Annotated in this window: 25 protein-coding genes; 12 read left to right on the top strand and 13 right to left on the bottom strand. The window is 64.8% G+C overall.

Annotation, left to right across the window (positions count from 1 at the left end; genetic code table 11):
- Positions 1-3: 3 nt before the first annotated feature.
- From CH274_RS24140 to CH274_RS24130, 3 genes are all read right to left on the bottom strand, one after another.
- On the bottom strand, positions 4-1,512 hold the full coding sequence (locus tag CH274_RS24140) for a CoA-acylating methylmalonate-semialdehyde dehydrogenase (RefSeq protein WP_094659199.1): 1,509 nt from the start codon (positions 1,510-1,512) through the stop codon (positions 4-6).
- Positions 1,513-1,589: 77 nt separating this feature from the next.
- The gene (locus CH274_RS24135; RefSeq protein WP_094659198.1) at positions 1,590-2,342 is read right to left on the bottom strand and encodes an SWIM zinc finger family protein; all 753 of its coding nucleotides are present in this window, start codon (positions 2,340-2,342) and stop codon (positions 1,590-1,592) included.
- On the bottom strand, positions 2,342-5,176 hold the full coding sequence (locus CH274_RS24130) for a DEAD/DEAH box helicase (RefSeq protein WP_045194440.1): 2,835 nt from the start codon (positions 5,174-5,176) through the stop codon (positions 2,342-2,344). Before CH274_RS24130 ends, CH274_RS24135 begins: the two co-directional genes overlap by 1 nt.
- Positions 5,177-5,257: 81 nt before the next feature.
- Between CH274_RS24130 and CH274_RS24125 the strand changes: the two genes are divergently transcribed.
- The 3 genes from CH274_RS24125 to CH274_RS24115 all read left to right on the top strand — a co-directional run bounded on the left by CH274_RS24125 (position 5,258) and on the right by CH274_RS24115 (position 7,820).
- The gene (locus CH274_RS24125; RefSeq protein WP_094659197.1) at positions 5,258-6,163 is read left to right on the top strand and encodes an NADP-dependent oxidoreductase; all 906 of its coding nucleotides are present in this window, start codon (positions 5,258-5,260) and stop codon (positions 6,161-6,163) included.
- Between the two features lie 96 nt (positions 6,164-6,259).
- Positions 6,260-6,982 carry an HNH endonuclease family protein gene (locus CH274_RS24120; RefSeq protein ID WP_256993684.1) on the top strand — a complete coding sequence of 241 codons (723 nt, stop codon included), beginning with the start codon at positions 6,260-6,262 and terminating at the stop codon, positions 6,980-6,982.
- A gap of 10 nt (positions 6,983-6,992) precedes the next feature.
- A complete protein-coding gene (locus CH274_RS24115) occupies positions 6,993-7,820 on the top strand; it encodes a shikimate 5-dehydrogenase (protein WP_094659196.1) in 828 nt (275 codons plus the stop codon).
- 1 nt (position 7,821) lies between these two features.
- Here the strand turns inward: CH274_RS24115 and nagB are convergent, their stop codons facing one another.
- The 3 genes from nagB to CH274_RS24100 are packed head-to-tail and all read right to left on the bottom strand — an operon-like array spanning position 7,822 to position 11,033.
- The gene (gene nagB / locus CH274_RS24110) at positions 7,822-8,604 is read right to left on the bottom strand and encodes a glucosamine-6-phosphate deaminase (protein WP_094647083.1); all 783 of its coding nucleotides are present in this window, start codon (positions 8,602-8,604) and stop codon (positions 7,822-7,824) included.
- A complete protein-coding gene (locus tag CH274_RS24105) occupies positions 8,605-9,789 on the bottom strand; it encodes an N-acetylglucosamine-6-phosphate deacetylase (protein ID WP_179275852.1) in 1,185 nt (394 codons plus the stop codon). It lies immediately after the preceding gene.
- Positions 9,786-11,033 (bottom strand): PTS transporter subunit EIIC, encoded by a 1,248-nt coding sequence (locus tag CH274_RS24100; protein WP_094659195.1) that lies wholly within the window; start codon positions 11,031-11,033, stop codon positions 9,786-9,788. Before CH274_RS24100 ends, CH274_RS24105 begins: the two co-directional genes overlap by 4 nt.
- A 175-nt stretch (positions 11,034-11,208) precedes the next feature.
- On the opposite strand from CH274_RS24100, the gene CH274_RS24095 reads away from it, so the two are divergent.
- Entirely contained in the window at positions 11,209-11,439 is a 231-nt protein-coding gene (locus CH274_RS24095; protein WP_032393491.1) for a glucose PTS transporter subunit EIIB, read from the top strand.
- A complete protein-coding gene (locus CH274_RS24090) occupies positions 11,436-11,900 on the top strand; it encodes a PTS sugar transporter subunit IIA (RefSeq protein WP_094632266.1) in 465 nt (154 codons plus the stop codon). The genes CH274_RS24095 and CH274_RS24090 overlap by 4 nt, the downstream gene beginning before the upstream one ends.
- Positions 11,901-11,902: 2 nt before the next feature.
- On the opposite strand, the gene CH274_RS24085 is transcribed toward CH274_RS24090, so the two are convergent.
- Entirely contained in the window at positions 11,903-12,649 is a 747-nt protein-coding gene (locus tag CH274_RS24085) for a GntR family transcriptional regulator (protein ID WP_032393533.1), read from the bottom strand.
- 179 nt (positions 12,650-12,828) lie between these two features.
- Here CH274_RS24085 and CH274_RS24080 point away from each other — a divergent pair, with 179 nt between their 5' ends.
- Positions 12,829-14,046 carry a benzoate/H(+) symporter BenE family transporter gene (locus CH274_RS24080; RefSeq protein ID WP_094659194.1) on the top strand — a complete coding sequence of 406 codons (1,218 nt, stop codon included), beginning with the start codon at positions 12,829-12,831 and terminating at the stop codon, positions 14,044-14,046.
- A 10-nt stretch (positions 14,047-14,056) separates the two neighbouring features.
- Positions 14,057-14,530: an acyl-CoA thioesterase gene (locus tag CH274_RS24075; RefSeq protein ID WP_045194423.1), complete on the top strand. Its 474-nt coding sequence runs from the start codon at positions 14,057-14,059 to the stop codon at positions 14,528-14,530.
- 4 nt (positions 14,531-14,534) lie between these two features.
- Here CH274_RS24075 and CH274_RS24070 read toward each other — a convergent pair whose 3' ends face one another.
- Entirely contained in the window at positions 14,535-15,560 is a 1,026-nt protein-coding gene (locus tag CH274_RS24070) for a phosphotransferase family protein (protein ID WP_094659193.1), read from the bottom strand.
- Positions 15,561-15,671: 111 nt separating this feature from the next.
- Complete coding sequence (locus tag CH274_RS24065; RefSeq protein WP_052049157.1) at positions 15,672-15,998, bottom strand: hypothetical protein; 327 nt, start codon at positions 15,996-15,998, stop codon at positions 15,672-15,674.
- A 589-nt stretch (positions 15,999-16,587) separates the two neighbouring features.
- Here CH274_RS24065 and CH274_RS24060 point away from each other — a divergent pair.
- A complete protein-coding gene (locus CH274_RS24060; RefSeq protein WP_094632272.1) occupies positions 16,588-17,313 on the top strand; it encodes a hypothetical protein in 726 nt (241 codons plus the stop codon).
- A 43-nt stretch (positions 17,314-17,356) separates the two neighbouring features.
- Here CH274_RS24060 and CH274_RS24055 read toward each other — a convergent pair whose 3' ends face one another.
- From CH274_RS24055 to CH274_RS24045, 3 genes are read right to left on the bottom strand one after another with little or no spacing between them, the layout of a single operon-like run.
- Positions 17,357-18,778 carry an NAD(P)(+) transhydrogenase (Re/Si-specific) subunit beta gene (locus CH274_RS24055; protein ID WP_032393486.1) on the bottom strand — a complete coding sequence of 474 codons (1,422 nt, stop codon included), beginning with the start codon at positions 18,776-18,778 and terminating at the stop codon, positions 17,357-17,359.
- Positions 18,778-19,101, bottom strand: a complete 324-nt coding sequence (locus tag CH274_RS24050; RefSeq protein WP_032393485.1) for an NAD(P) transhydrogenase subunit alpha — start codon at positions 19,099-19,101, stop codon at positions 18,778-18,780. The genes CH274_RS24055 and CH274_RS24050 overlap by 1 nt, the downstream gene beginning before the upstream one ends.
- Positions 19,101-20,219 carry a Re/Si-specific NAD(P)(+) transhydrogenase subunit alpha gene (locus CH274_RS24045; RefSeq protein WP_045194417.1) on the bottom strand — a complete coding sequence of 373 codons (1,119 nt, stop codon included), beginning with the start codon at positions 20,217-20,219 and terminating at the stop codon, positions 19,101-19,103. The genes CH274_RS24050 and CH274_RS24045 overlap by 1 nt, the downstream gene beginning before the upstream one ends.
- Before the next feature lie 254 nt (positions 20,220-20,473).
- On the opposite strand from CH274_RS24045, the gene CH274_RS24040 reads away from it, so the two are divergent.
- Positions 20,474-20,914, top strand: coding sequence for an HIT family protein (locus CH274_RS24040; protein WP_032393483.1), 441 nt, complete (start codon positions 20,474-20,476; stop codon positions 20,912-20,914).
- Positions 20,911-21,555, top strand: a complete 645-nt coding sequence (locus CH274_RS24035) for a Type 1 glutamine amidotransferase-like domain-containing protein (RefSeq protein WP_094659192.1) — start codon at positions 20,911-20,913, stop codon at positions 21,553-21,555. The genes CH274_RS24040 and CH274_RS24035 overlap by 4 nt, the downstream gene beginning before the upstream one ends.
- A gap of 7 nt (positions 21,556-21,562) precedes the next feature.
- Here CH274_RS24035 and CH274_RS24030 read toward each other — a convergent pair whose 3' ends face one another.
- On the bottom strand, positions 21,563-21,874 hold the full coding sequence (locus CH274_RS24030; RefSeq protein ID WP_094659191.1) for a hypothetical protein: 312 nt from the start codon (positions 21,872-21,874) through the stop codon (positions 21,563-21,565).
- 191 nt (positions 21,875-22,065) lie between these two features.
- Here CH274_RS24030 and CH274_RS24025 point away from each other — a divergent pair, with 191 nt between their 5' ends.
- Together CH274_RS24025 and CH274_RS24020 are read left to right on the top strand one after the other, a co-directional pair.
- Positions 22,066-22,602 (top strand): DUF3558 domain-containing protein, encoded by a 537-nt coding sequence (locus tag CH274_RS24025; protein WP_094659190.1) that lies wholly within the window; start codon positions 22,066-22,068, stop codon positions 22,600-22,602.
- 4 nt (positions 22,603-22,606) lie between these two features.
- Entirely contained in the window at positions 22,607-23,143 is a 537-nt protein-coding gene (locus CH274_RS24020; RefSeq protein ID WP_094659189.1) for a DUF3558 domain-containing protein, read from the top strand.
- The last annotated feature ends 61 nt before the right edge of the window (positions 23,144-23,204 follow it).

Raw genomic sequence — 23,204 nt, 5'->3', positions numbered from 1 at the left:
GGATCAGTCCATGTTCGGAATGACGAAGTGATTCTGTGCAACTGCTTCTTTGGTGCCCGACGGCCAGCGCTGGGTGACCGTCTTGGTCTTGGTGTAGAAGCGGATCGAATCGGGTCCGTGCTGGTTCAGATCGCCGAATCCCGAACGCTTCCAACCACCGAACGTGTGGTACGCGATCGGTACCGGGATCGGCACGTTGACTCCGACCATGCCCACCTGGACGCGCGAGCAGAAGTCGCGAGCGGTATCGCCGTCACGGGTGAAGATCGAGACGCCGTTGCCGTACTCGTGCTCGGTGGGCAGGCGCAGCGCGTCCTCGTAGTCCTTGGCGCGGACGACGATCAGAACAGGTCCGAAGATCTCCTCCTTGTAGATCCGCATGTCGGTGGTCACCTTGTCGAACAGTGTTGCACCCGCGAAGAATCCGTTCTCGTGGCCGGCCAGGCTGAAACCGCGCCCGTCCACGACGAGCTCGGCACCCTCGTCCACACCGATCTGGGTGTAGTCGTTGACCCTCTTCAGCGCATCGCTGCCCACGAGCGGCCCGAAGTCCGCGCTCTCGTCGTCGCTGCGGCCGATCTTCAGCTTCGCCACTCGCTCGGTCAGTTTGGCGACCAACGCGTCGGCAGTCTCCTCCCCGACCGGTACCGCGACGGAGATCGCCATGCAACGCTCACCTGCCGAACCGTAGGCGGCACCGAGCAGTGCGTCGGCGACCTCGTCGAGATCGGCGTCGGGCATCACCAGGGCGTGGTTCTTGGCTCCACCGAAGCACTGCGCTCGCTTGCCGTGTTGGGCTGCCGTCTCGTAGATGTACTGCGCGATGGGGGTCGAACCGACGAAGCCGATCGCCTTGACGCGGTCGTCGGTGAGGAGCACGTCGACGGCATCCTTGCCGCCGTTGACGACGTTGAACACACCCGGCGGAAGTCCTGCCTCGAGGAAGAGTTCGGCGAGCTTGAGTGGAACGGACGGGTCACGCTCGGAGGGCTTGAGAATGAACGCGTTTCCGCAGGCGATGGCCGGGCCGGCCTTCCACAGGGGAATCATCGCGGGGAAGTTGAACGGGGTGATTCCGGCTACGACGCCGAGTGGCTGACGCATCGAGTAGACGTCGATTCCGCCGCCCGCACCTTCGGTGTACTCACCCTTGAGCAGGTGTGGGACACCGACGGCGAACTCGACGACCTCGACGCCGCGCTGAATGTCGCCCTTGGCGTCGGCGATGGTCTTACCGTGCTCGGAGGAGAGCAGACGAGCGAGCTCTTCGGTGTCGCGCGTGACCAGCGCGAGGAATTTCATCAACACTCGGGCGCGACGCTGCGGGTTCCAGGTTGCCCATTCACGCTGCGCCTGTTCGGCGTCGGCTATCGCGGCCTCGACCTCGGATACGTCGGCCAGGGGAACCCGGGCCTGAACCTCGCCGGTGTTGGGATCGAAGACATCCCCGAATTTTCCGGAGGTGCCTGCGACATGCTTGCCGCCGATGAAGTGCGTGAGTTCGCGAGCCATGGAATTTGTCCGTCCTCGAGCGTGGAAGTGAAGTACGCCCATCCTATAGTCGGATGTCCACGTAAGTCCAGGAGTGGTCACATCCGGTCGTAGAACTGCCTCAGATCGGCGACGGCACGACTGACCTCGGCCTCGGTGGAGCCGTCGGCGCGGAAGATCCGGCGCAGGATCAACGGATCGAGATCGTCGACCGCCGGAGCGAACGACACCTGGGGAAGTTCCGGGAACGATGCGCGATCGGCGAACCAGTCGTCGGGGTCGAACTCGTCGTCCCCGTCACCGACACCCTCGATCAGTTGATCGAGATCGACGCCACGCAGCGTCAGGATGGTGGCGGCGGACGCGTCGATGTGCTCGGCAGCGATGTACATCAGAGCCGCCGCATGTTTGCAGGGCCAGCCGTCGTCGGGGCAGGTGCAGTCGAAATCGAGCTGCCCCTTGTCGTGCGGCAGCAATACCGACGCCAGTGCCTGCGGAATGGCATTGGAGGCCAGCTCGGCCAGCATGCCGGGGTTCGATCGCACCCTGTCGACGAGCGCGGCAACCTCACCCTGCGTGAGCGGGTCGACGGTGACCGAGGCCGAGAACGGCTCGAGCTGACTGCCCTGCACCTCGCCGTATATCTGCCCGCGCTCGACACCGAGAGTGAGCACCTGCCCTTGGCGCGCATACGTTCTGCCCCGCGCTATCCGACCCGGATCCGCGAGGTCTTCCATGGCCGACACGAAATGCCTGCCCCACCACGTCTGCCCGAATGCACCGCGTTTGTTCCTGGACTCGATGCCGCCCTTGGCTTTTCGCCGTTTCCCGTATTGCGAGAAGTCGACCATCACTCCCCCACCGCGTCCTCGCTGAGGCGGAACAGTTCCTGCAGCTCCGCGGTGTCCATCTCGGTCACCCAGTTCTCGCCGGTGCCCACCGCCAGATTCGCCAGATCCTGCTTGGAGACGAGCATCGAGTCGATCCGTTCCTCGACGGTGCCCACGCACAGCAGTTTTCGCACCTCGACGTTCTTGCGCTGCCCGATACGAAAGGCCCGGTCCGTCGCCTGGTTCTCCACCGCCGGGTTCCACCAACGATCAAGATGAACGACATGATTGGCGGCTGTGAGGTTCAAGCCGGTACCGCCGGCCTTGAGCGAGAGCATCATGATCGGCGGACCGTTCCCGCTCTGGAACTTCTCCACCATCTCGTCGCGCTTGGACTTGCTCACGCCGCCGTGCAGGAACGGCAGGTCGGTCCCGAATCGTTCGGCGAAGTACGGTGCCACGAGCTCACCGAACTCCCGGAACTGGGTGAACAGCAACGCTTTCTCGTTGTCGCCCAGAATCGAGTCGAGCATGTCCTCCACCAGACCGATCTTGCCCGAGCGATGCTGCCCCCTCTTGAGCACCGGTGAGCCGTCGGACAGGAAGTGGGCGGGATGGTTGCACACCTGCTTGAGACGAGTGAGCGCGGACAGCACCGCACCTTTGCGCTTCATACCCTTCGCGTCGGCGATCTGCGCCATCATCTCGTCGACGACCGCCTTGTACAGCGCGGCCTGCTCGGCCGTCAGGTTGGCGCGCACGGTCATCTCGTTCTTCTCGGGCAGATCCGAGATGACCGTCGGATCGGTCTTGACACGACGCAGAATGAACGGCGAGGTGATGGCGCGCAGACGCGAGACCGCGCTCTCGTCGTTCTCGCGCTCGATCGGAACCGAGAATCGCTTCCGAAAGTCCGACGGCCTACCGAGCATGCCCGGATTGGCGAAGTCGAGAATGGACCTCAGCTCGTCCAGACGATTCTCGACCGGTGTTCCGGTGAGTGCCAACTTGTGATCCGCAGGGATCGCGAGCGCCGCCTTGGCCTGCACGGTGCCCGAGTTCTTGATGTGCTGCGCCTCGTCGAGGACCACCCGACGCCACGTCTGCTCGGACAGCTGCGCGCGATCCTTCGCCATCAGCGCGTAGGTGGTGACGATCAGATCGTGCTCTGCGATCGCCCGGTCCAGCTCGTCGCCCTTGGACCGAGCCGGGCCGTGGTGCACCAGAACTCGCAGTGCCGGGGTGAATTTCGCCGCCTCACGTTGCCAGTTGCCGACCACCGACATCGGTGCCACCAGCAGCGTCGGCGTCGAACTCTTCTCGTGCGCGAGCAGTGTCAACACCTGCAACGTCTTGCCGAGCCCCATGTCGTCGGCGAGTACAGCCCCGAGACCGAGCCGACTCATGAACGCGAGCCAATCGAGCCCACGCTGCTGATACGGCCGCAGGGTTGCGTTCACACCGGCCGGTACGGGGATCGTCTCGGGCACCGCACCGGGCTCGAGCAACGTCGCTGCCCATCCGGTGGCTCTGATGTCCTGGACCGGAGCCGGCGGCGGGTCGGCCAGCGTCATCTCGCGCATCAGCGTGCTCAGGGCAGTCCCGTCGCCGTGATGCTCGGCGACGTACTTGGCGGCTCGTGCGAGCTGACCGCCGTCGGCCAGTACCCACTGCCCGCGGAGTCGAACGAGATCGCCCTTCGAGACGGCGAGTCTGTTCATCTCCGCCTCGGTGAGCACCATGTCGCCGAGTTGGAGTTGCCAGTCGTACGACACCAGTTCGTCCATGCCGACCGCCCGATCGGCGGCCGCTTTCGTCACCGCAGGCGAATCGACGCGCAGCCTCATCGACGGATCCAACCTCGTCCAGGCCCGAGGAAGCAGAACCGTCGTTCCGGTGGCCTGCAGCGCCGTCGCACCGTGTTCGACGAGGTCGATGACCACCGACGTCGGAAGCAACAGATCGAGGGTGCCTTCTTGAGACGGCAGATCACGCAGTCTCGGGTACGCCGCCACGGCCTCACCGAGCTTGCGCACGGCGATCGAGAGCAGGGTTGCATCGACCTTACGGCTCATCGGGACCGGCCGCGGCGCTTCACCATCCGCTCGCAGACACACCTGCAGCGTCCAGAACGACTCCGCTGATTCCTCGGAGGAACTGTCGACGACGCCATCGTCGTCATCGGGTTCGAGCAGGCGTAGCACCAGGGACGGCTCGTCGACGGTGAGGCTTGCGCGCCAGTTGTCGAGCAACGTCGACATCTGTTGGGTGCCATCCACGTACGGGTCGTCGCGAATCAGAGCGGACAACAGCGGATGCTCCGAGTCGGGCCTACCCAGAACCGATCTGACGATCGGATCGGTGAGCTCCTCCACCATGTCGTCGAGGATCTTCTTGGGCCGCTCTCCCGCACGCTGCACCGACGGCATCGCGACGGCGAGTTCGCTCAGCCAGGCCCGTTGACGTTCACCCCCGACCAGACGCCACCGTGGCCACCACTGCCCGTCCATCAACTTCAGAGCAGGAACCACACGACCGCCGCGAACCCAGCGTTCGATTCCGCGGGCGACGTGCGCCAGGTACCGGAGATCGCCGGAAATCGAAGCGTGCTCGGACGGCGTACGCAACAGCAGATCGGCACCGTCGTGCGGGGCGAGCGCGATGGCCGGAACCTGCACCGGGGCCTGCGCGGTGGCACTGCGCCCGGGCGCCGGAAACGACACCGCAGCACGGTGCCGGAACGGTCGGGTGAGGACGTGCGCGTGTGTCGGCGGCAGATCGGGTTCGTCGCCGGTGGAGATCTCGTCGTCCCACAGCATCAGCCCGGCACCGGGAGACCAGAGACCGTGCAGCATCGGTCCATCCAACCAGCAAGCACCGACACACCTCGGGTGAGGCACTCCCGAGCACGTCGCTCGGTGAGGCACAGTGGATGCATGATCGCGTACGGCTTCAGCGAATACGGCGGACCCGACACCGAGTACCTTCTCGACCTACCCGTCCCCGAGCCGGGACCGGGGCAGATTCTCGTGGCGGTCCACGCCGCCGGGGTCAATCCTGCGGATTGGAAGGTGCGGGCGGGCAATCGCAAGGACACCGTGCAGATCACCTTGCCCGCGGTTCTGGGTCGGGAAGTATCGGGCACCGTCGTGACGGCCGGCGCGGGTGTGGCCGATTTCTCGGTGGGCGACCATGTGTTCGGGGCCACCGCCTCGGGACACGGAGGGTACGCGCAGTACACGGTGCTCAACGCATCGAGCACTGCCCACAAGCCGGAGGCCGTCTCGTGGGCAGCGGCGGCCACCCTGCCGGTGGCTGCCGGGACCGCATACGACGCGCTGCGCCGACTGGCTGTCGGTGCGGGCGATTCCATCCTGGTGCTCGGTGCGGGTGGCGGCGTGGGTTCGGCCGTTCTGCAACTCGCGCGAGCCGACGGTATCGACGTTCTCGCAGTTGCGAGTACTGGCAAACAGGAGTGGATCGAGAGCCTCGGAGCCGAATTCGTCGCCTCCGGCGGAGACTTCGTCGATTCGATCTCGCGAAAGGTGAACGGCATCGTCGATCTCGTCGGAGGCGAGACCTTGCGCGCCGCGGCGACCGCACTGACGGCGGGGGTATCGATCGTCAGCGTCGCAGACCCGATGCTCGCGGCGCAGTGGGACGGATCCGGAGTCGATCGGGACCGCACGACCGCAGCATTCGCGCGGCTGGCGGACCTGACCGCGTCGGGCGTCATTCGTCCGCGTATCGACCATGCCTTCCCCCTCGAGCGTGCGGGCGAGGCTCTCGCCCTCGTGGAGAACGGACACGTGCTCGGCAAGGTCGTCGTCGAAGTTCGCTGACACCGAGACGGGTGCGGGGATCACTGTCGGTACCTTCCGGCACACTGCTGTCGCGAGGACCGATGACCGAGTACGGAGATCGACGATGGGGCGTGCGTGAGAAAACTGTGGGTCGCGGTACTGCTTGTGCTCGCTGCGGCCGTGATGGCCGTGTTCGGCTCGTGCGAGCGGTCCGTCATCCCCGGTTTCACACCCGCCCAACCCGCTCCCGGCAGTCCCACGCGTACTCAGATCGAGCAGTTGCTCGCCCAGGTTCGCGTGGTCGCGGCCAGGCCCGATGCCCTCGGCTACGAGCGCGGGTGCAAGAGCGGCGAAGGGTGTGTGTTCGGCCCGGCGTGGACCGACGACTACGACGGGCCGGGTGGTCACGACGGCTGCGGTACCCGCGACAACGTCCTGGCGCTGTCGATGACCGAGGTCGAGTTCCGCGCAGGCACCCGCGACTGCGTCGTGCTGTCGGGTTCGCTCGCAGATCCGTACTCCGGTGAGCCGATCCAGTTCACCAAGTCGGACGCCGGAAAGATTCAGATCGATCACGTCTACCCGCTGTCCGCTGCATGGGACATGGGCGCGAACATGTGGCTGCCCGACAAGCGCGTTCGGTTCGCCAACGACGTGGCGTTCAATCTGCTCGCAGTCAACGGAGCGGACAATCAGAGCAAGAGCGACAAGACACCCTCGCAATGGCTGCCACCGAACGCGGCCTACCACTGCTTCTATGCGGGTAAGTATCTGTCGGTCGCTGCGCAGTACGAGTTACCGATCACCCAGGCCGATCAGGGTGTTCTCGCTTCGGTCGCCTCGACGTGCGCGGCGTAACGTCTGAGCGATGGCAACAGCACACCCGCGCAGCGTCCTCGACCGTGAGACGCAGCTCTGCATGTCCTTGTCCGGCCGACCGAGCAACATCGGAACTCGCTTCCACAACTATCTCTACGACGAGCTGGGCCTGAACTTCGTCTACAAGGCGTTCACCACCACCGATCTCGCCGCCGCAGTGGGGGGCGTTCGCGCGCTGGGCATCCGAGGCTGCGCCGTCTCCATGCCGTTCAAGGAAGACGTGATCGAACTGGTCGACGTGATGCACGAGTCGGCAAGCGCCATCGAATCCGTCAACACGATCGTCAACGAGAACGGCGTCCTCCACGCCTACAACACCGACTACCAGGCCGTCGCGAACCTGCTCGCCGCGAGTGGCTTCTCGACCGACTACTCGGTGGCCGTCACCGGCAGCGGCGGGATGGCCAAGGCCGTCGTTGCCGCACTTCGGGATTCGGGCTACACCCGGGGCACCGTCGTCGCCCGCAACGCGAACACCGGCCCTGCCCTCGCCGAGACCTACGGCTACGACTGGTCGGCCGAAGCGGTGGGCGCAGACCTGCTCGTGAACGTGACCCCGGTGGGTATGGCCGGAGGGCCGGACGCCGCTTCGGCACCGTTCACCGAGCAGCAGATCGATGCAGCGAATGCCGTGTTCGACGTCGTCGCCATGCCGTCGGAAACGCCGCTGATCGTTGCCGCTCGGGCGGCGAACAAGGCCGTGATCACCGGCGCTCAGGTCATCGCGCTCCAGGCTGCAGAACAGTTCGTTCTCTACACCGGAGTTCGGCCGTCGGACGAACAGATCGCGCGCGCATCGGAGTTCTCGCGCAGCTGACTCACAGGTGCTGCCACCGGGGCTTGTTGGCATAGGCGTACCGGTAGTACTCCGCGAGTGCGAGCGACGACGCCGCGGCCTCGTCCAGCAGCACCGTTGCGTGCGGGTGCCATTGGATCGCCGACGCCGGGCAGTGCGCCGACAACGGTCCTTCCACGGCCGCCGCCACCGCGTCCGCTTTCGACTGCCCTGTTGCGATCAACAGCAGGTGACGCGCCTCGTCGATGGTGCCCAGCCCCTGGGTCAGTACGTGATGCGGCACGTCCTCGGGCGAATCGAAGAATCGGGCGTTGTCGACGCGAGTCTGTTCGGTCAGCGTCTTCACCCGCGTTCGAGATCTCAGCGACGATCCGGGCTCGTTGAAACCGATGTGCCCGTCTGTGCCGATTCCGAGTATCTGAACATCGATGCCGCCTGCGGCGGCGATCGCCGCGTCGTACCGCTGCGCCTCCACAGCTATGTCGTCCGCTTCGCCGTCGGGCGAGAACACAGCGGTGTCGTCCAGATCGACGTGGTCGACGAAGTTCTCGCGAATGAACGAGAAATAGGACTGCTCTGCTGTTTTCGCCAGTCCGATGTACTCGTCGAGCAGGAAGGCGCGGCATCGCGCGAACGACAGGCCGTCGTCCCGATGCCGTCGCGCCAATTCGCGATACGTGCCCACCGGGGTGGACCCCGTTGCCAGTCCCAGTACAGGAGTGGAGCCGGTTCGTACGACTCGTTCGACGACGTCGGCGGCTATCCGGTCCACTGCGTCGGCCTCGTCGAGGATCACGATCTCCATCTAGCTGTCCTCTCCGATTGCAGTTCCGCCTCTGATCACCCGCAGTGGTTCGAAGGCCGGGTCGACCACCAATACGTCGGCTCGCATGCCTTGTTCGAGGTGACCGACGTCGGAGTCGAGACCGATCGACGCGGCAGGAGTCGACGACGCGGCCAGTACCGCCTCGACCAATGGCACGCCGGCGTTCAGCACGGCGCGGCGTAGCAGGTCCAGGACGGTTGCGGTCCCGCCCGCGATCGGAGCGGTCTCGCTGTCGGTGTCGCGGGACAACCGCGCTACCGAGTGTCGGACGGTCACGTCCAATGGTCCGAGTCGATAGCGACCGTCCGACATTCCGGCCGCGGCCATCGCGTCGGAGACCAGCGCGATGTGTGCACCACCGACGAGATCGAACACCGCGCGGACGGTCTCGTCGGCGAGATGCACTCCGTCGCCTATCAATTCGAGCACCATCGCGTTGCGCGCCGCAGCGGCCAGACACTCGCTCACCGGGCCCGGCGCCCGATGATGCCAGGTAGGCATTCCGTTGAACAGGTGTGTGGCCGTGATCGGACCGTCCCCCAGCGACTCGATTCCGCGTCGGGTGGTGAGCGCATCGGCGTCCGTGTGGCCGATGCTGGGCAGTATCCCGTTCTCTCGCAACATCTCTGCGACAGCGGCGAAGCCGTCGATCTCGGGTGCAAGGGTCATCGACCGCACCGCGCCCCGGCCCGCGCTCAAAATGTCGCGGAGAAGTCCGGGATCGCCGCTGCGCAGCGACGCGGGGTCTTGCGCGCCGCAGCGGTCGACCGACAGGAACGGCCCCTCGAGATGGACTCCGGCGACATCACCGGACTCGTACAGATCGGCCAACAGCGACGTCTGCGTGATCAGCCGTTCCGGCGGTGCCGACACCAGTGATGCGAGCATCGTCGTGGTCCCGCGGGAGCGATGATGCCGTACCGCCGTCATGAGATCGACGGCAGGTGAATCCGGGAAAGAGGCCCCCGCCCCGCCGTGGCAGTGCAGATCGACCAAACCAGGGAGGATCGTCGAATCCGTCTGCGGTACAGCCCGACCGGGCCATGCCGATGCCGGTCCGACCCACGAGATCCGGTCTCCCGTCCATGCGACGACGCCGTCCTCGATCACCTGGTCGCGCGTGACGACCCGCCCTCGGTGCATGGTCGCGGTAGATGCGGTCATGCCCGATCGGGTTCGAGCACTGCGTCGTCCTCACGTCCGGGGGTGCGCAGGTTCCATTTCTTGATGACGAAGCTGAACAAGAAGTAGTAGATCACCGCGTACACCAGGCCGATCGGGATGAGCAGCCACGCTTTGGTTGCGATTCCGTAGTTGAGCAGATAGTCGATGCCGCCGGCGGAGAAGAAGAAACCGTCGTGGATCCCGAGGGCATTGCACAGGGCCATCGACGTTCCGGTCAACACCGCGTGGATGATGTAGAGCGGCCAGGCGACGAACATGAACGAGTATTCGAGCGGCTCGGTGATACCGGTGACGAACGCAGTCAGGCCCGTGGACAACATGATTCCGCCGACGAGCTTCTTCTGTGACGGCTTCGCGTTGCGATAGATCGCGAATGCCGCAGCGGGAAGAGCGAACATCATGATCGGGAAGAATCCGGTCATGAACACTCCCGCGGACGGGTCACCGGCGAAGAACCGATTCAGATCGCCGCGGACCAGTTGACCACCTGCATCCTGGTAGTCACCCACCAGGAACCAGACGACGGAGTTCAGAATGTGGTGCAGCCCAGTGGGAATGAGCATGCGATTGGCGAAGCCGTAGATGCCGCTGCCCACCACACTGTGGTCGGCGACGGTGTTGCCCACCCACTGGAGTGCACTGTAGAAGAGCGGATAGACGAACGACATGATCACGGCGACAACGAGACCGGTGATTGCCGTCATGATCGGTACCAGACGACGGCCACTGAAGAAGCCGAGATAGTCCGGCAGCTTCTGGCGATAGAAACGCTGCCAGAGAATCGCCGAGAGCAATCCGATGACGATGCCTGCCAGGACGCCGTAGTCGATCACGGCGGGGTCACCGTTGGCGTCGACCTCTCCGTCGAGCACGACCGGCGACATGGCCGTGAAGACTCCGTTCATCACCATGTAGCCGACCACAGCTGCGAGCGCGGTCGAACCGTCGGACTTCTTGGCCCAGCCGATGGCGATACCGACTGCGAAGATGAGGGGAAGCCAGGTGAACACTGCCTGACCTGCAGCGGAGATGACCGCGGCGGTGGTCTCCAGTGCGCTGAATCGACCCAGCAGGTCGTCCTGCCCGAGTCTCAGGAGAATTCCGGCGGCGGGCAGAACAGCGATCGGGAGCATGAGGCTGCGACCGAAGCGCTGCAGCCCGGCCAATGATCGAGATTCCTTCTTCGGCTCGGTGTCGACCGAGTCAGTCTTGTTCGGGGTCATGGCGACCTTCTCTTCGAGGGCTGGTCCTTCGGGGGCTTTTCGCTGTTGTGACCGGGTGCCATCAGGGGTACTGTCCGGTCATTACCAGTTGTAGTTTGGCCAGGTGGCAAGCACATGTCAACCCGGACATGTGATCCACCCGACAGATGTACGCCCACAGAAAGCGAGAACCCACATGTCCAAAGCGGACGCGATCGTCGAAGGCCTCGGCGGTGCCGACAACATCGTCGAGATCGAAGCGTGCATCACCCGGCTGCGCACCGAGGTCAAGGATGGGTCGTTGGTGAACGAGGCAGCACTCAAAGCAGCAGGTGCCCACGGCGTCTTCCACAAGGGAACCGCAGTTCAGGTCATCGTCGGCCCCGAAGCGGACACGCTCGCAGAAGACATCGGCGACATCCTGTGAGCGACGCCGGTGCGATCCTCAGCCCTGTTGCCGGCCAGGTGATTTCGCTTGCAGACGTGCCGGACCCGGTGTTCTCGGCGCAGATGGTCGGCTCCGGTGTCGCACTGCGCCCGGCCCCGAACGACGGGTCGGTCGAGGTTCGTTCACCGGTCGCGGGCACGATCCTCAAACTCCATCCACACGCATTCGTCGTCTTCACCGAGAACAAGGCGGGCGTATTGGTGCACATCGGTATCGACACCGTGAAGATGAAGGGCGAAGGCTTCGAACTCTTCGCAGCAGAGGGTGATCGAGTCGAGGCCGGCGATCTCGTCGTCACCTACGATCCGGCGGCGATCGCGGCGGCAGGCTACTCGGATGTCGTTCCCGTGGTTCTGATGGACTCGAAGCCGGATTCGGTGACGAGTGCCAGCATCGACAACACCGTGGCGGTGGGCGACCTGTTGTTCGAGCTGCCCTGATCTCACCGACGCTGCGAGGTGCGTCGCCCGCCTTCGACTTCCATCGACAGTTGATACCGATCGCAGCGGTACCAACTCTCGGTGTGTTCGAGCGGCTCGTCGCCGCTGAAGGAGACGCGGTCGAAGTACAGCACGGGGGCACCGCGCTTGGTGCCGAGCAGGGTGGCGGTATCACTGTCGGCCGCAGTGGCTTTGACGGTCTGCTCGGCCCGGTCGATGGTCAACCCGTAGTGAATCTGAACGGCCTCGTACACGGACTTGCTCAGGTCGTGCTCGATCAGACCGGGCAGCAAGGAAGCCCGGTACCACGCGTCGTCGACGCTGACCGGTTCGGCATCGGCCAACCGAAGACGCTTGACGTGGTAGGTCTGTTCTTCGTCGGCCAGTCCGAGAGCGCGAGTCGTTGCCGCCGAGGGGCTTTCGAGCCGCGCGAACAGCACCACCGTCGTCGGCGTCAATCCTTGCGCCCGCATCTCCTCCGAGAACGACGCCAGGTGCAAACGAGACTGCACGGTGCGACTGGCCACGAACGTGCCCTTGCCACGGACCCGCACCAGGTGTCCGTCGTTGACGAGTTGACCGATGGCCTCGCGAACGGTGATGCGGCTGACGCCGTAGTCCTCCATCAGCTTTCGCTCGCTGGGCATGAGATCGCCGGGTTGCAACTCCTTCGTGCAACGGTGCAACAGAATTGCGCGAAGCTGTTCGTGCTTGGGGACCTGACTGTCCCTCAGATGTACGGGCATCACCACTGCGCAGGCCTTTCCGTCACTCGCCGAACCAGCGGTACGGACTGGTCCGGTCCAACCAAGAGACTACGTCACATCGACGGTGCCCCGACAGCATTCGACCACCGACCCCTGGTGGCGACTCGGCTCGACGGGAAACGACGCGACAGGCGACGGCCCACAGTGCATCATCGTCAGTCGTGACCACCGCCGACGCTGCCGACAGACCGACGCCACTCTCCACCCCCGTCAGCGCTGGAATCGTGGCCTCACTGGTCGGCTTCACCAGCTCGTTCGTCGTTGTACTGACGGGCCTGCGGGCGGTAGGTGCCAGCCCGACCGAGGCGGCCTCCGGTTTGCTGGCACTGTGCGTCACCCAGGCCGTGGGAATGATGTGGCTCGCGCGCAGATACAGACAGCCCATCACTCTGGCGTGGTCGACACCGGGCGCGGCGCTGCTCGCCGGAACCGGCATGGTGGTCGGAGGGTGGCCCGCGGCGGTGGGTGCGTTCGTCACCGTCGGAGTACTGATCGTCCTGACGGGCCTGTGGCCGAGACTCGGCGCACTCGTGTCGACAATTCCGGTGCCACTCGCGCAGGCGATGCTGGCCGGAGTTCTCCTTCCTCTCTGCGCGGCACCGGTGGTCGCCTTCGCCGACTCCCCCGCCCAGGTGGCTCCGGTGGTCCTGGTCTGGCTCGTGGTCCTGCGGTTCAGTGCACGTTGGGCAGTTCCGGCAGCATTCGCCGCGGCGGCGGTGGTGATCGCGGCCGGTCTGGTCGGCGGCGGCATTCCGATCGCGCCGAACGATCTGGTCCCCCGAATCGACTGGACGGTTCCGCACTGGAGCTGGCAGGCCACAATAGGTATCGCGGTGCCGCTGTACATCGTCACGATGGCATCCCAGAACATCCCCGGCGTCACGGTCATGGCGTCGTTCGGGTTCCGCATTCCCTGGCGTGCGTCGATGACCGTCACCGGAACCGGAACCGTCCTGGGCGCATTCGCCGGCGGTCACACGATCAACCTCGCCGCGATCAGCGCTGCGCTGTCGGCGAATCCCAGTGCCCATCCTGACCCGAAGCGGCGATGGATCGCCGCCTTCTCGGCCGGATCGTCCTACCTGGTGCTGGCGCTTCTCTCCACCGCCCTGGCCACCCTGGTCGCTGCCGCTCCCGCAGGTGTGGTGGAAACAGTTGCCGGGCTTGCCCTGTTGGGGACCCTCGCGGCGTCGTTGTTCGGCGCGCTGGAACATGCAGCGGACAGAGAAGCAACGGTTCTGACATTCCTCGTCGCTGCGTCCGGCCTGACATTCGCAGGAATCGGCTCCGCGTTCTGGGCCTTGGTCGTCGGTCTGATGGTCCGAGCGATCCTGCGTCGGCAGTCCCCGGCGACGCCCGCTACCGACGCCACTGGTTAGGGTCACGTTCATGACCGATCGAGTGAGCCCCGCGTCGGACTTGTCACACGCATCGGATTTTCCGGCACTGTGGCCGGTGACGACGAGATGGGACGACAACGACCACTACGGCCACGTCAACAACGTCACCTACTACGCCTATTTCGACACCGCCGTCAACGGTTGGCTGATGGAGACGACCGGTCTCGATATCAGGACACTGCCTGCGATCGGTGTCGTTGCCGAAACCTCGTGCCGATACCTGTCCGAATTGAGCTTTCCGGATCGCCTTCAGGTGGGCCTGGCAGTCGAGAAGCTGGGCACCCGCAGCATCGTGTACTCGCTCGGGTTGTTCCGCGAAGCCGACGACGATGCGTTGGAGCTGGCGGCCAGGGGTCGATTCGTACACGTGTACGTCGATGGGGTCACCCGTAGGCCGGTGGCGATTCCGCCCGAAATCGAGACTGCAGCTCGCACTTTGGTGATCGGGACGGCGTCGGCCTGACCGACTACAGCCCGATCTCGTCGGCCGTACGCAGAGCCCTGCTGACGATGTCGTCGATGAGCGTCGTGGTCGGCCCGCCTGCCACCGCCCGGTTTCGCGAGTCTGCTTCCATCCGGCGCATGACACCTTCGGCGATGATCGAGAGCTTCCACAGCGCCAGTACCTGCCAGAATCCGACATCGGAGACGTCGCGGCCGGTGTGCCCCGCATACGACTCGACGAGTTCGGCCCGAGTGGGAAAGCCCGGCAGAGTCGACGCCATGAAGGGACCGGCGACCCCGTCGTCGGCTTGCGGCCAATAGGCCAGAAGTCCTCCGAGGTCCGCCAAGGGGTCTCCGAGTGTGCACAGCTCCCAGTCGACAACCGCGGCGACACGGCCGTCGTCGCGGGCCGTGATGACGTTGCTGAGGTGGAAGTCTCCGTGCACCAGAGTCACCTCGTGCTGCGATGGAATGCCGGCTGCCAATCGCGTTGCCAGCGAATCGATACCGGGTACGTCGCGAGTGCGCGAGGATTGCCATTGCTTGGTCCACCGGGCCAGTTGGCGAGCAGCGTACGGCTTGTGACTGGCCAGATCGGCCAGACCCGAGGAGTCCAGATCCACGCGATGGATGTCGGACAGCGCGACCGTGAGGCCGAGCCCAACTCGGCGCCTGTGATCGGGGTCGAGTCCTTCGGCTACCGCCACCGAGTCGACGACGATCCCGTCGACGAAACTCATCAGCACGAGTGGGACCTCGGACACCGACGAATCCTCGGTCATCGCAATCATTTTCGGAACCGGAACCGCCGTGTTCTGCAGGCCCGACAGAATTCGATGCTCACGCACCACATCGTGTGCGGACGCCAACAGTTTCCCCAGTGGTGGACGCCGAAGCACCCAGCGACTGCCGCCGGCATCACGAACTGCGTAGGTGAGATTGGACTGACCATTACCGATCCGATGGAAGGTGAGAGGCGAGGTTGCGCCGATTCCCAATCCTGCGATCCAGGTCGATACCGCGTCTTCGTCCAGTCCCACCGCACCCATACAGAACCCTCACTTCGCCGCGCGACACCGTTGTCGACTGCCGTCATCGGAATTCGACCGATAGTAGCGAAGCTGAACCCGCTCGGGTGCCGAGGCACCGAGCGGGGCCGATCAACTTGCGCGCTCGAACGCGGAGATCAGCGCTGGAGTCGCGATCGCCGGAGCAGGAGCGGCTACCTCGTTGCGCTTGACGGCAATTTCGTCCACTTCACCGACCAACAGGGCAACCATCGTCTCCGGCTCGGAGGCCCAGACGGAGGAGATGTTCCGCACTTCGGCAGGTGCGAACAGTCCGCTGGTTGCCAGAGCGTCGATCCATTCGGCGACGGCGTCGGCCGTGGGATCGGGCACGGTCGATCGGTCGAGCGAGTCCGCTTGGAACTCGTTGCAAAAGAACGCGCGGACCATAGCGAGCTGTCCCTGAGACATTGCGGTCATGTTCTTCTCCCTCGAGTTGTCGGCGTCCGTAGGTGTCGAATACCCGATTCCAACGGGTTGTGACGGGTACCACGGTCCGTTTCCAGATCGTTATCGATTTGGCTGTAACGGTCGATTGCGGGTTTCCGATGCGGCTGAAACTACGCCCTTTTGGTCGGTCTCGCCCAGGGTGAACTGGACTCTGTGACTATCGTCACACACTTGGACCCATCCGATCAACGTCTTGCAACGAAGTCATAGTTTGGTTTACGAAATGCTGTGACAGGAAACAAGTTATCGACAAAACGCCAGGTCGGAGGGCATTCACACCATTCGGACCGACGTCCGACTGCAGCAACTCGAACTCAGCATGCCTCCGCTACACGAGCTGCAAGAAGGCACGCAGTTCTGTATCGGGCCAGTTTTCGATCTCTTGCCCCGACTTGTGGCCGATTTGCCGACATGCAGAATTTGACGAAGTGAGCATCCTGCCGCTCACTTTTCGATACCCCTCAGGCCGCTGCGTGATCGAAACGTTATTACGAAAACAATCAGCTCGTTCCCAACTTCCTCACATCCGATGTTCAGCCGAGTCGGGCACCGTGGCCGCATGCCAACACCGAGCCTCGGTTCCGGACCGATCCAAGCGTCCCGTCACGCCGAAACCGACGCCGAGACGCCCGCGGTGTCGTCCAGTGCCCCCACCCGTCCGCGGCGGCGCGCCGTGGTCGCTCGCTCGGCCGTGTCCGCTGCCTCTGCCGTCCTGTTGCTGTTGATCCTGATGTGGGCACCGCAGGTCGCACCCTCGACGTCCGTCGAATCGACCCCTGCCACGGCACTGGCCACTCACGTGCTCGATGCGATCGATGTGACCGCGGTGTTGATCGCCGTCGCCGCACTCGCCGTCGTGGCGCTGATACGAAAGCTGCCGTTCGGGATCGGGGTGGTGATCGCCTGCACCATCGGTGCCGTCGTCAGCAGTGCGCTCGCTCGCGAGGTCCTGGGAGCGTCGATGCCGTCGGCAGATCTTCCGAACGGTCAACTCGTCGCGGTGGCCTCTCTACTCGGAGCAGCGTCCATGGTGGCGTCCGCAGCGTGGCGGCCCGTGGTCCTCGGCCTGGGCACCGTCGCAACGCTCGCGGTCGCGGCGGCTGCTCTTTTCGTCGGTTCCGCGTCCGTGACCGGGATCGTGAGCGCAGCGTCGATCGTGTTCGTGTGGTGGCCGGCGTGCTCGATCGTCATGCTCTACTCGCCCGTCGCAGCTGCCCGCGAAGCTCGCAACCCGCTCGACACGGCCGCTCTGGCCGTTCAACGCAAAATGGGGCGCTCCCGTTGACGAACAACCGGAAGCGCCCCATCTGACTGCTGACTGCTCGTGACTAGAGGGCCTTGAGCTCCTCGGTCACCTCGGACACCGACTTCTTCGCGTCACCGAACAGCATCGAGGTGCCCTCGGCGAAGAACAACGGGTTCTCGATGCCGGCGAACCCGGACGACATCGACCGCTTCAGAACGATGACCGACTTCGACTGATCGACGTTCAGGATCGGCATCCCGTGAATCGGGCTCGACGGATCGTTGCGCGCCGCCGGGTTGGTCACGTCGTTCGCACCGATGACCAACGTGACGTCGGTACGGGAGAATTCGTCGTTGATGTCGTCCATTTCCTTCATCGCGTCGTACGCGACATCGGCCTCGGCGAGCAGCACGTTCATGTGCCCGGGCATGCGACCGGCCACGGGGTGAATGGCGTACTTGACCTCGACGCCCTTCGACTCCAGTAGCTTGGCCATGTCCTTGACCGCATGCTGCGCCTGCGCAACCGCGAGTCCGTATCCGGGTACGACGATGACCTGGTTGGCGTAGGCCATCTGGATCGCCGCATCCGCCGCGGACGTGGCCTTCGCGGTTCCGCCGCCTGCACCCGCAGGCCCGGCAGCCGCGTCGCCGCCACCGAATCCGCCGGCGACGATCGCCGGGATGGAACGGTTCATGGCCTTGGCCATGAGGTTGGTCAGAATCGTGCCGGACGCGCCGACGATCATGCCTGCGACGATCATCGCTGTGTTGTTGAGCGCCAGACCTGCCGCCGCAGCGGACAGACCGGTCAGAGCGTTGAGCAACGAAATGACGACCGGCATGTCCGCGCCGCCGATGGGCAGCACGACCGTCAGACCCAGAATTCCGGCGAGTACGAGAACCGCGACGATCCACCACTGCGACACCCCGCCGCCCGGAGTGGCGTTGATTCCGATGACCACCGCAGCCGCCACGGCACCGATCAGCAGCAGAGCGTTGAGCGGCTGCTGCAACTTGCCGATGGTGATGGGCGAACCGGGCAGGGTCTCCTGCAGCTTGAGGAACGCGATCAGCGATCCCCAGAACGAGATCGACCCGATGATCGCCGCGAACAGCGACCCGATGACGATGTGGACCGTCGGCGATTCACCGTGCTTGAAGTTCGAGAATCCCGATGTGTCGAGGAACTCGGCCCAGGCGATCAGTGCAACCGTTCCACCGCCGACGCCGTTGAACAGAGCCACCAACTGCGGCATTGCCGTCATCTTGACCCGACGTGCGGGAGGGATACCGAGAGCGACGCCGACGACCAGGCCGACGACGATGAGAATCCAGTTGCCGGTGTCACGGATGGAGATCAGCGTCGCCACCACTGCGATGAACATGCCGACGGCTGCGATCTGATTGCCGCGGACAGCGGTCTTCGGGCCCGTCAGACCCATCAGACCGTAGATGAACATCGCGAACGCGACGATGTAGAGGATGTTGACGAGATTGTCCATCAGGAGTCAGCGCCCTTCTCGGCCTTGGCAGGGACAGGCTTGGACTTGAACATGCCGAGCATGCGGTCGGTGACGACGAATCCACCGATCACGTTGACCGTTCCGAAGACCAGCGCCACGAACAGGATCACCTGCAATCCGATGGACGGATCGTCCACCTTGCCCAGGACGACCAACGCGCCGAGCACGACGATGCCGTGGATGGCATTGGTGCCCGACATCAACGGGGTGTGCAAGGTGTTGGGCACCTTGGAGATCACCGCGAAGCCGACGAACCCGGACAACACCAGGATCGCGATGTTCGCGAGCAGCGGGGTGTACATCAGTTCTCCTTCTCACGTGTCACGCAGGCACCGGCGAGAACCTCGTCCGAGAAGTCGGGGGCGAGCTTGCCGTCGACCAGCATGAGTTCGAGCAATGCCGAGATGTTCTTCGAGTACAGCTCGCTGGCGTGCTCGGGCATCGAGGCAGGCAGGTTCAACGGCGAGCAGATGGTCACGTCGTGCTTGACGACGGTCTCTCCGGGCTCGGTGAGCTCACAGTTGCCGCCGGTCTCACCGGCGAGGTCGACCACGACGCTGCCGGGCTTCATGCCCTCGACGGCTGCGGCCGTGACCAGTCGCGGGGCGGGGCGTCCGGGCACCAACGCGGTGGTGATGACCACGTCGAATCCCTTGATGGCCTCCTCGAGAGCCTTCTGCTGTTGCACCCGCTCGTCCTCGGTCAGCTCACGCGCGTACCCGCCCTCACCTGCGGCGTCGATCCCGAGATCGAGCCACTGCGCCCCGACGGAGCGAACCTGGTCCGCCACCTCCGGGCGCACGTCGTACCCGGTGGGCCGGCCGCCGAGACGCTTCGCGGTGGCAAGCGCCTGCAGACCTGCCACGCCCACACCCAGCACCAGCACGGTGGCAGGCTTGACGGTGCCCGCGGCAGTGGTGAGCATCGGGAAAAATCGGGTGGACTCGGACGCGGCCAGCAGGACGGCCTTGTATCCGGCGACATTGGCCTGAGACGACAGTGCGTCCATCACCTGCGCCCGCGAGATCCGCGGGATCGCTTCGACGGCGAAGGCCTGCACTCCGGCCGCCTTCAACGCCCCGATGCTGTTCTCCGCGTTGCGCGGTGCCAGAAATCCGATGAGCGTCGAACCCGACGACAGCTTGGCGATCTCGGCGTCGGACGGCGGCGCGACCTTCACCACGACGTCCGCCGACCATGGATCACCGATGGTCGCTCCGGCGGCGACGTACAGCTCGTCGGGAATCAGAGCGCCCAGACCGGCACCCGATTCGACGACGATCTCGACGCCCTTACCCGTCAGGGAGGCAACGATCTTGGGCACCAGGGCGACGCGACGTTCGCCCTCCCCCGATTCCCGAACCACACCGACCACGGTCGTGGATCCCGAACCCTTCTCAGTGCTCTGCGATGTATCCAAATCTCCGTCTTCCTGCGTTGAATGGTGTCCACTGATCGGCCAACGGCCCCGAGCTTGCGACGAGTGGACGAACCCATGCGACAAAGGCACAAGGTCCCTGATAGTAGCCAGAGGAAACAGACCACGGGTAACTCGGAACACAGTCCGATTCGTTCTGAATCGAGTCCGTTCGGCATTCCGCAGTTACAGGGCGGGCAATTGTGATGCACGCCATACAGGTCTATCGGTGATGATCGGACCCTACAGTGACAACCGTGGAATCTTGCATCTTCTGTGCCATCGTCGCCGGCGACGCCCCCGCACACCGCGTGTTCGAGAACGACCACGCGATGGCCTTTCTCGACATCCGGCCGGTCAGTCGCGGACACCTGCTCGTCGTCCCGCGCGAGCACGCCACCGATCTGAACTCGACCCATCCGGACGCGGCCGCCGACGTATTTCGCGTCGGTCACACGCTGGCGCGCGCGGTGCGCCACTCGGATCTGCGCGCCGACGGAGCCAACCTCGTGATCAACGACGGCAAGGCCGCGTTTCAGACGGTTTTCCACCTGCACTTGCACGTGGTGCCTCGCTGGCATCGGGACCGGCTGCGGTTCGCTACCGGGTTCGTGACGCGCCGCCTGCGTGAGCCCGAGCATGTCGCGGACGCCGTTCGCGTCGGGCTGGCCCGGCTGAACGGCGAATCGACGGCGTGAGACTGTTCCTGTCGTCGTATCGATTCGGGGGCCACTCGGCTGCTTTCGTCGAGCTGACCGGGCCGCCGTCCGATCTCGCGGTGATCGCGAACGCGTCGGACGCGTGGCCCGCCGCCGCTCGCGAGTCCTCGCTTCGCAGTGAGTTCGGTCCGCTGCGCGCTCTCGGGTATCGGCCGGCGGAGCTGGATCTGCGCGAGTACGTGGGTCGGCCCGCGGCATTCGAGCGCGAGCTCGAAGGATTCGGTGCGGTGTGGGTGCGCGGGGGCAACACCTTCGTCCTGCGCGCTCAGCTCGCCCGCTCGGGTGCGGACGAGGTTCTGGCCGACCGAGTTCGGCGAGGATCGATCGCGTACGGCGGATACAGTGCGGGTGCCTGTGTGGCCGCACCGTCGTTGATCGGAGTCGAGGACGCGGACGACCCGGGCGAGGTTCGGCACGCCACCGGTGTCGATCCGGTGTGGACCGGGTTGGGTCTGGTGGATTTCTCCATTGTCCCGCACCTGAATTCCGTTCTCGACGAGCAGAATTCGGGGCATGCGACGGTGCAGCGCCTTCGCCGGGCCGGCATGGACTGTCACGGGTTGACCGACGACCAGGCCATCGTCGTCGACGCGTCGGGGACGCGTGTGCTCGGTAGTTGACCGTCGGTCAGCCCAGGCGGGCAAGTGGAGCGAGTCGATCCAGCGAGGACCACGCCAGCGAGCACCGCCTTGCGGTCATTTCGTCCGCGTCGAGCACCAGCATGTCGAACAACTGCCGAGGGGCCTGATGCCACGAGTGGGCAATCTGCGCGATGGTGGCTCGATCGAACAATCCGGACTGGGTCAACGCCTGAACCCATTCGTCGACCTCGCCTCGGTGAAGGCGCTCGATGGTGTCGTATTCGATTCCGCCCCCGAGGAATTCGTACGAGAACATCGCGGCCACGTAGTTCCAGGAGTCACTTCCGGGATCGATCATGGTGCAGCCTCCTTGTCGACTCGCACCACATGGGGTGCGAGATTCGCTGCGCTGGACGCTAGCGTGGCGAACTACAAATTTGCGTGTCGACGACGCATCGATCTGGTAACGCCTGAGGCTGGTGTTACTGATGTGACTCGCTTCCGGAAAAGGCCCACCCACCTCGAACAGGGTGGGTAAAGTCCGCATTCGTGGGCACCCGAGCCGTTGCAGCGTCGATCGCAGCGATCGCGTGCGGGCTGGTGGGATGCTCGAACACGCCGGGAACCGAGGCCGATCCGAATTCGCCCGAGGCCGATCCGAATTCGCCCGAGACGGCCGAACAGCCCGTCACCGAAGAACTCTTCGTCGGCGAATGCGGGTCGATGGACAACACGGAAGTGCAGAGACTCACGGCCGTATCCGACCTGACGGTGGTGTCCGAGAACGCCGTTCGGTGTCGATGGGAATCCGCGACCGGCGCGTACGCGATGTTCACCTGGTATCGCGGCAGCCCCATCGACCGAGAGAGATCCGTGGCCGAAGCCGTCGGCCGCACCATCGAGCGCATCGATGTTGACGGTCACCCGGGATTCACCGCCGCGGCGTCGGGAGCGTCGTGCGAGGCCGGGGTCGAGAACGGGGACGGCTTCTTACACTGGTCCGTCAACTACGTGATCGACGGGCCCCGCGATTCCTGCGACGTCGTCGAGGATCTGGCACGAACCACGATGTCGAAGGCGAAGTAGCCCCATGAGGACGTTCCCCTCCACCGAGTCCAACCGTCGCATCCTCGCCGCTGTCCTCGTCACTGCGGCCGTCGGTACGGGATGCACCACCACCGTGGCCGGTACGGCGGTACCTGCTCGATCGGCCGACAGCGGAGAGTTCGAGAAGCTTCTCGAGGAGTGTATCGCCGTCCCGGATCCCACCATCGCCGACACAGTGGGTGCCGACCTCGTCGATCAGTACTTCTACGGTGCAGTGTGCATGTGGACGGGCATCGGTGCCGCCGGGCTCATCGACGTGACCTTCGCCTGGTTCGAGGACGATGCGCTCTCTCGCGAGCGAGAGCTGGCCGATCGGCTCGGCTACGCGACCGAGAACGTCCCTGTTGCCGGCACGCCGGCATTCCTGTCACGACGACCGGCCGACCCGTCGTCGTGCGGAATCAGCGCGGCGTATTCGGGCGTCATCACCTGGTGGGTGCAATACCGAGGCACCAGTCCGATCGACCCGTGCGCCGCCGCCACCGAGCTCGCGGAATCGACGCTTCGACGCAACCAGTGACCGCGCGTCGACCGACCCCGACTCCGCCTCACGCGAGGCCGTGACAGACTCGAGTGTCGAC

It is taken from the genome of Rhodococcus sp. 06-418-5, assembly GCF_002258285.1.
Classification (GTDB): domain Bacteria; phylum Actinomycetota; class Actinomycetes; order Mycobacteriales; family Mycobacteriaceae; genus Rhodococcoides.
Note: the sequence above shows the minus strand (reverse complement) of the source record. Positions and strands in the feature narration are given on the sequence as shown.

What these genes read in the sequence shown, in the direction of transcription:
- CH274_RS24105 (WP_179275852.1), bottom strand. Translation starts at nt 9,789, where the DNA reads ATGACCGCATCTACCGCGACCATGCACCGAGGGCGGGTCGTCACGCGC.
- CH274_RS24115 (WP_094659196.1), top strand. Translation starts at nt 6,993, where the DNA reads ATGGCAACAGCACACCCGCGCAGCGTCCTCGACCGTGAGACGCAGCTC.
- CH274_RS24060 (WP_094632272.1), top strand. Translation starts at nt 16,588, where the DNA reads ATGCCAACACCGAGCCTCGGTTCCGGACCGATCCAAGCGTCCCGTCAC.
- CH274_RS24140 (WP_094659199.1), bottom strand. Translation starts at nt 1,512, where the DNA reads ATGGCTCGCGAACTCACGCACTTCATCGGCGGCAAGCATGTCGCAGGC.
- CH274_RS24055 (WP_032393486.1), bottom strand. Translation starts at nt 18,778, where the DNA reads ATGGACAATCTCGTCAACATCCTCTACATCGTCGCGTTCGCGATGTTC.
- CH274_RS24095 (WP_032393491.1), top strand. Translation starts at nt 11,209, where the DNA reads ATGTCCAAAGCGGACGCGATCGTCGAAGGCCTCGGCGGTGCCGACAAC.
- CH274_RS24075 (WP_045194423.1), top strand. Translation starts at nt 14,057, where the DNA reads ATGACCGATCGAGTGAGCCCCGCGTCGGACTTGTCACACGCATCGGAT.
- CH274_RS24050 (WP_032393485.1), bottom strand. Translation starts at nt 19,101, where the DNA reads ATGTACACCCCGCTGCTCGCGAACATCGCGATCCTGGTGTTGTCCGGG.
- CH274_RS24125 (WP_094659197.1), top strand. Translation starts at nt 5,258, where the DNA reads ATGATCGCGTACGGCTTCAGCGAATACGGCGGACCCGACACCGAGTAC.
- CH274_RS24065 (WP_052049157.1), bottom strand. Translation starts at nt 15,998, where the DNA reads ATGACCGCAATGTCTCAGGGACAGCTCGCTATGGTCCGCGCGTTCTTT.
- CH274_RS24030 (WP_094659191.1), bottom strand. Translation starts at nt 21,874, where the DNA reads ATGATCGATCCCGGAAGTGACTCCTGGAACTACGTGGCCGCGATGTTC.
- CH274_RS24070 (WP_094659193.1), bottom strand. Translation starts at nt 15,560, where the DNA reads ATGGGTGCGGTGGGACTGGACGAAGACGCGGTATCGACCTGGATCGCA.
- nagB (WP_094647083.1), bottom strand. Translation starts at nt 8,604, where the DNA reads ATGGAGATCGTGATCCTCGACGAGGCCGACGCAGTGGACCGGATAGCC.
- CH274_RS24135 (WP_094659198.1), bottom strand. Translation starts at nt 2,342, where the DNA reads ATGGTCGACTTCTCGCAATACGGGAAACGGCGAAAAGCCAAGGGCGGC.
- CH274_RS24100 (WP_094659195.1), bottom strand. Translation starts at nt 11,033, where the DNA reads ATGACCCCGAACAAGACTGACTCGGTCGACACCGAGCCGAAGAAGGAA.
- CH274_RS24020 (WP_094659189.1), top strand. Translation starts at nt 22,607, where the DNA reads ATGAGGACGTTCCCCTCCACCGAGTCCAACCGTCGCATCCTCGCCGCT.
- CH274_RS24130 (WP_045194440.1), bottom strand. Translation starts at nt 5,176, where the DNA reads ATGCTGCACGGTCTCTGGTCTCCCGGTGCCGGGCTGATGCTGTGGGAC.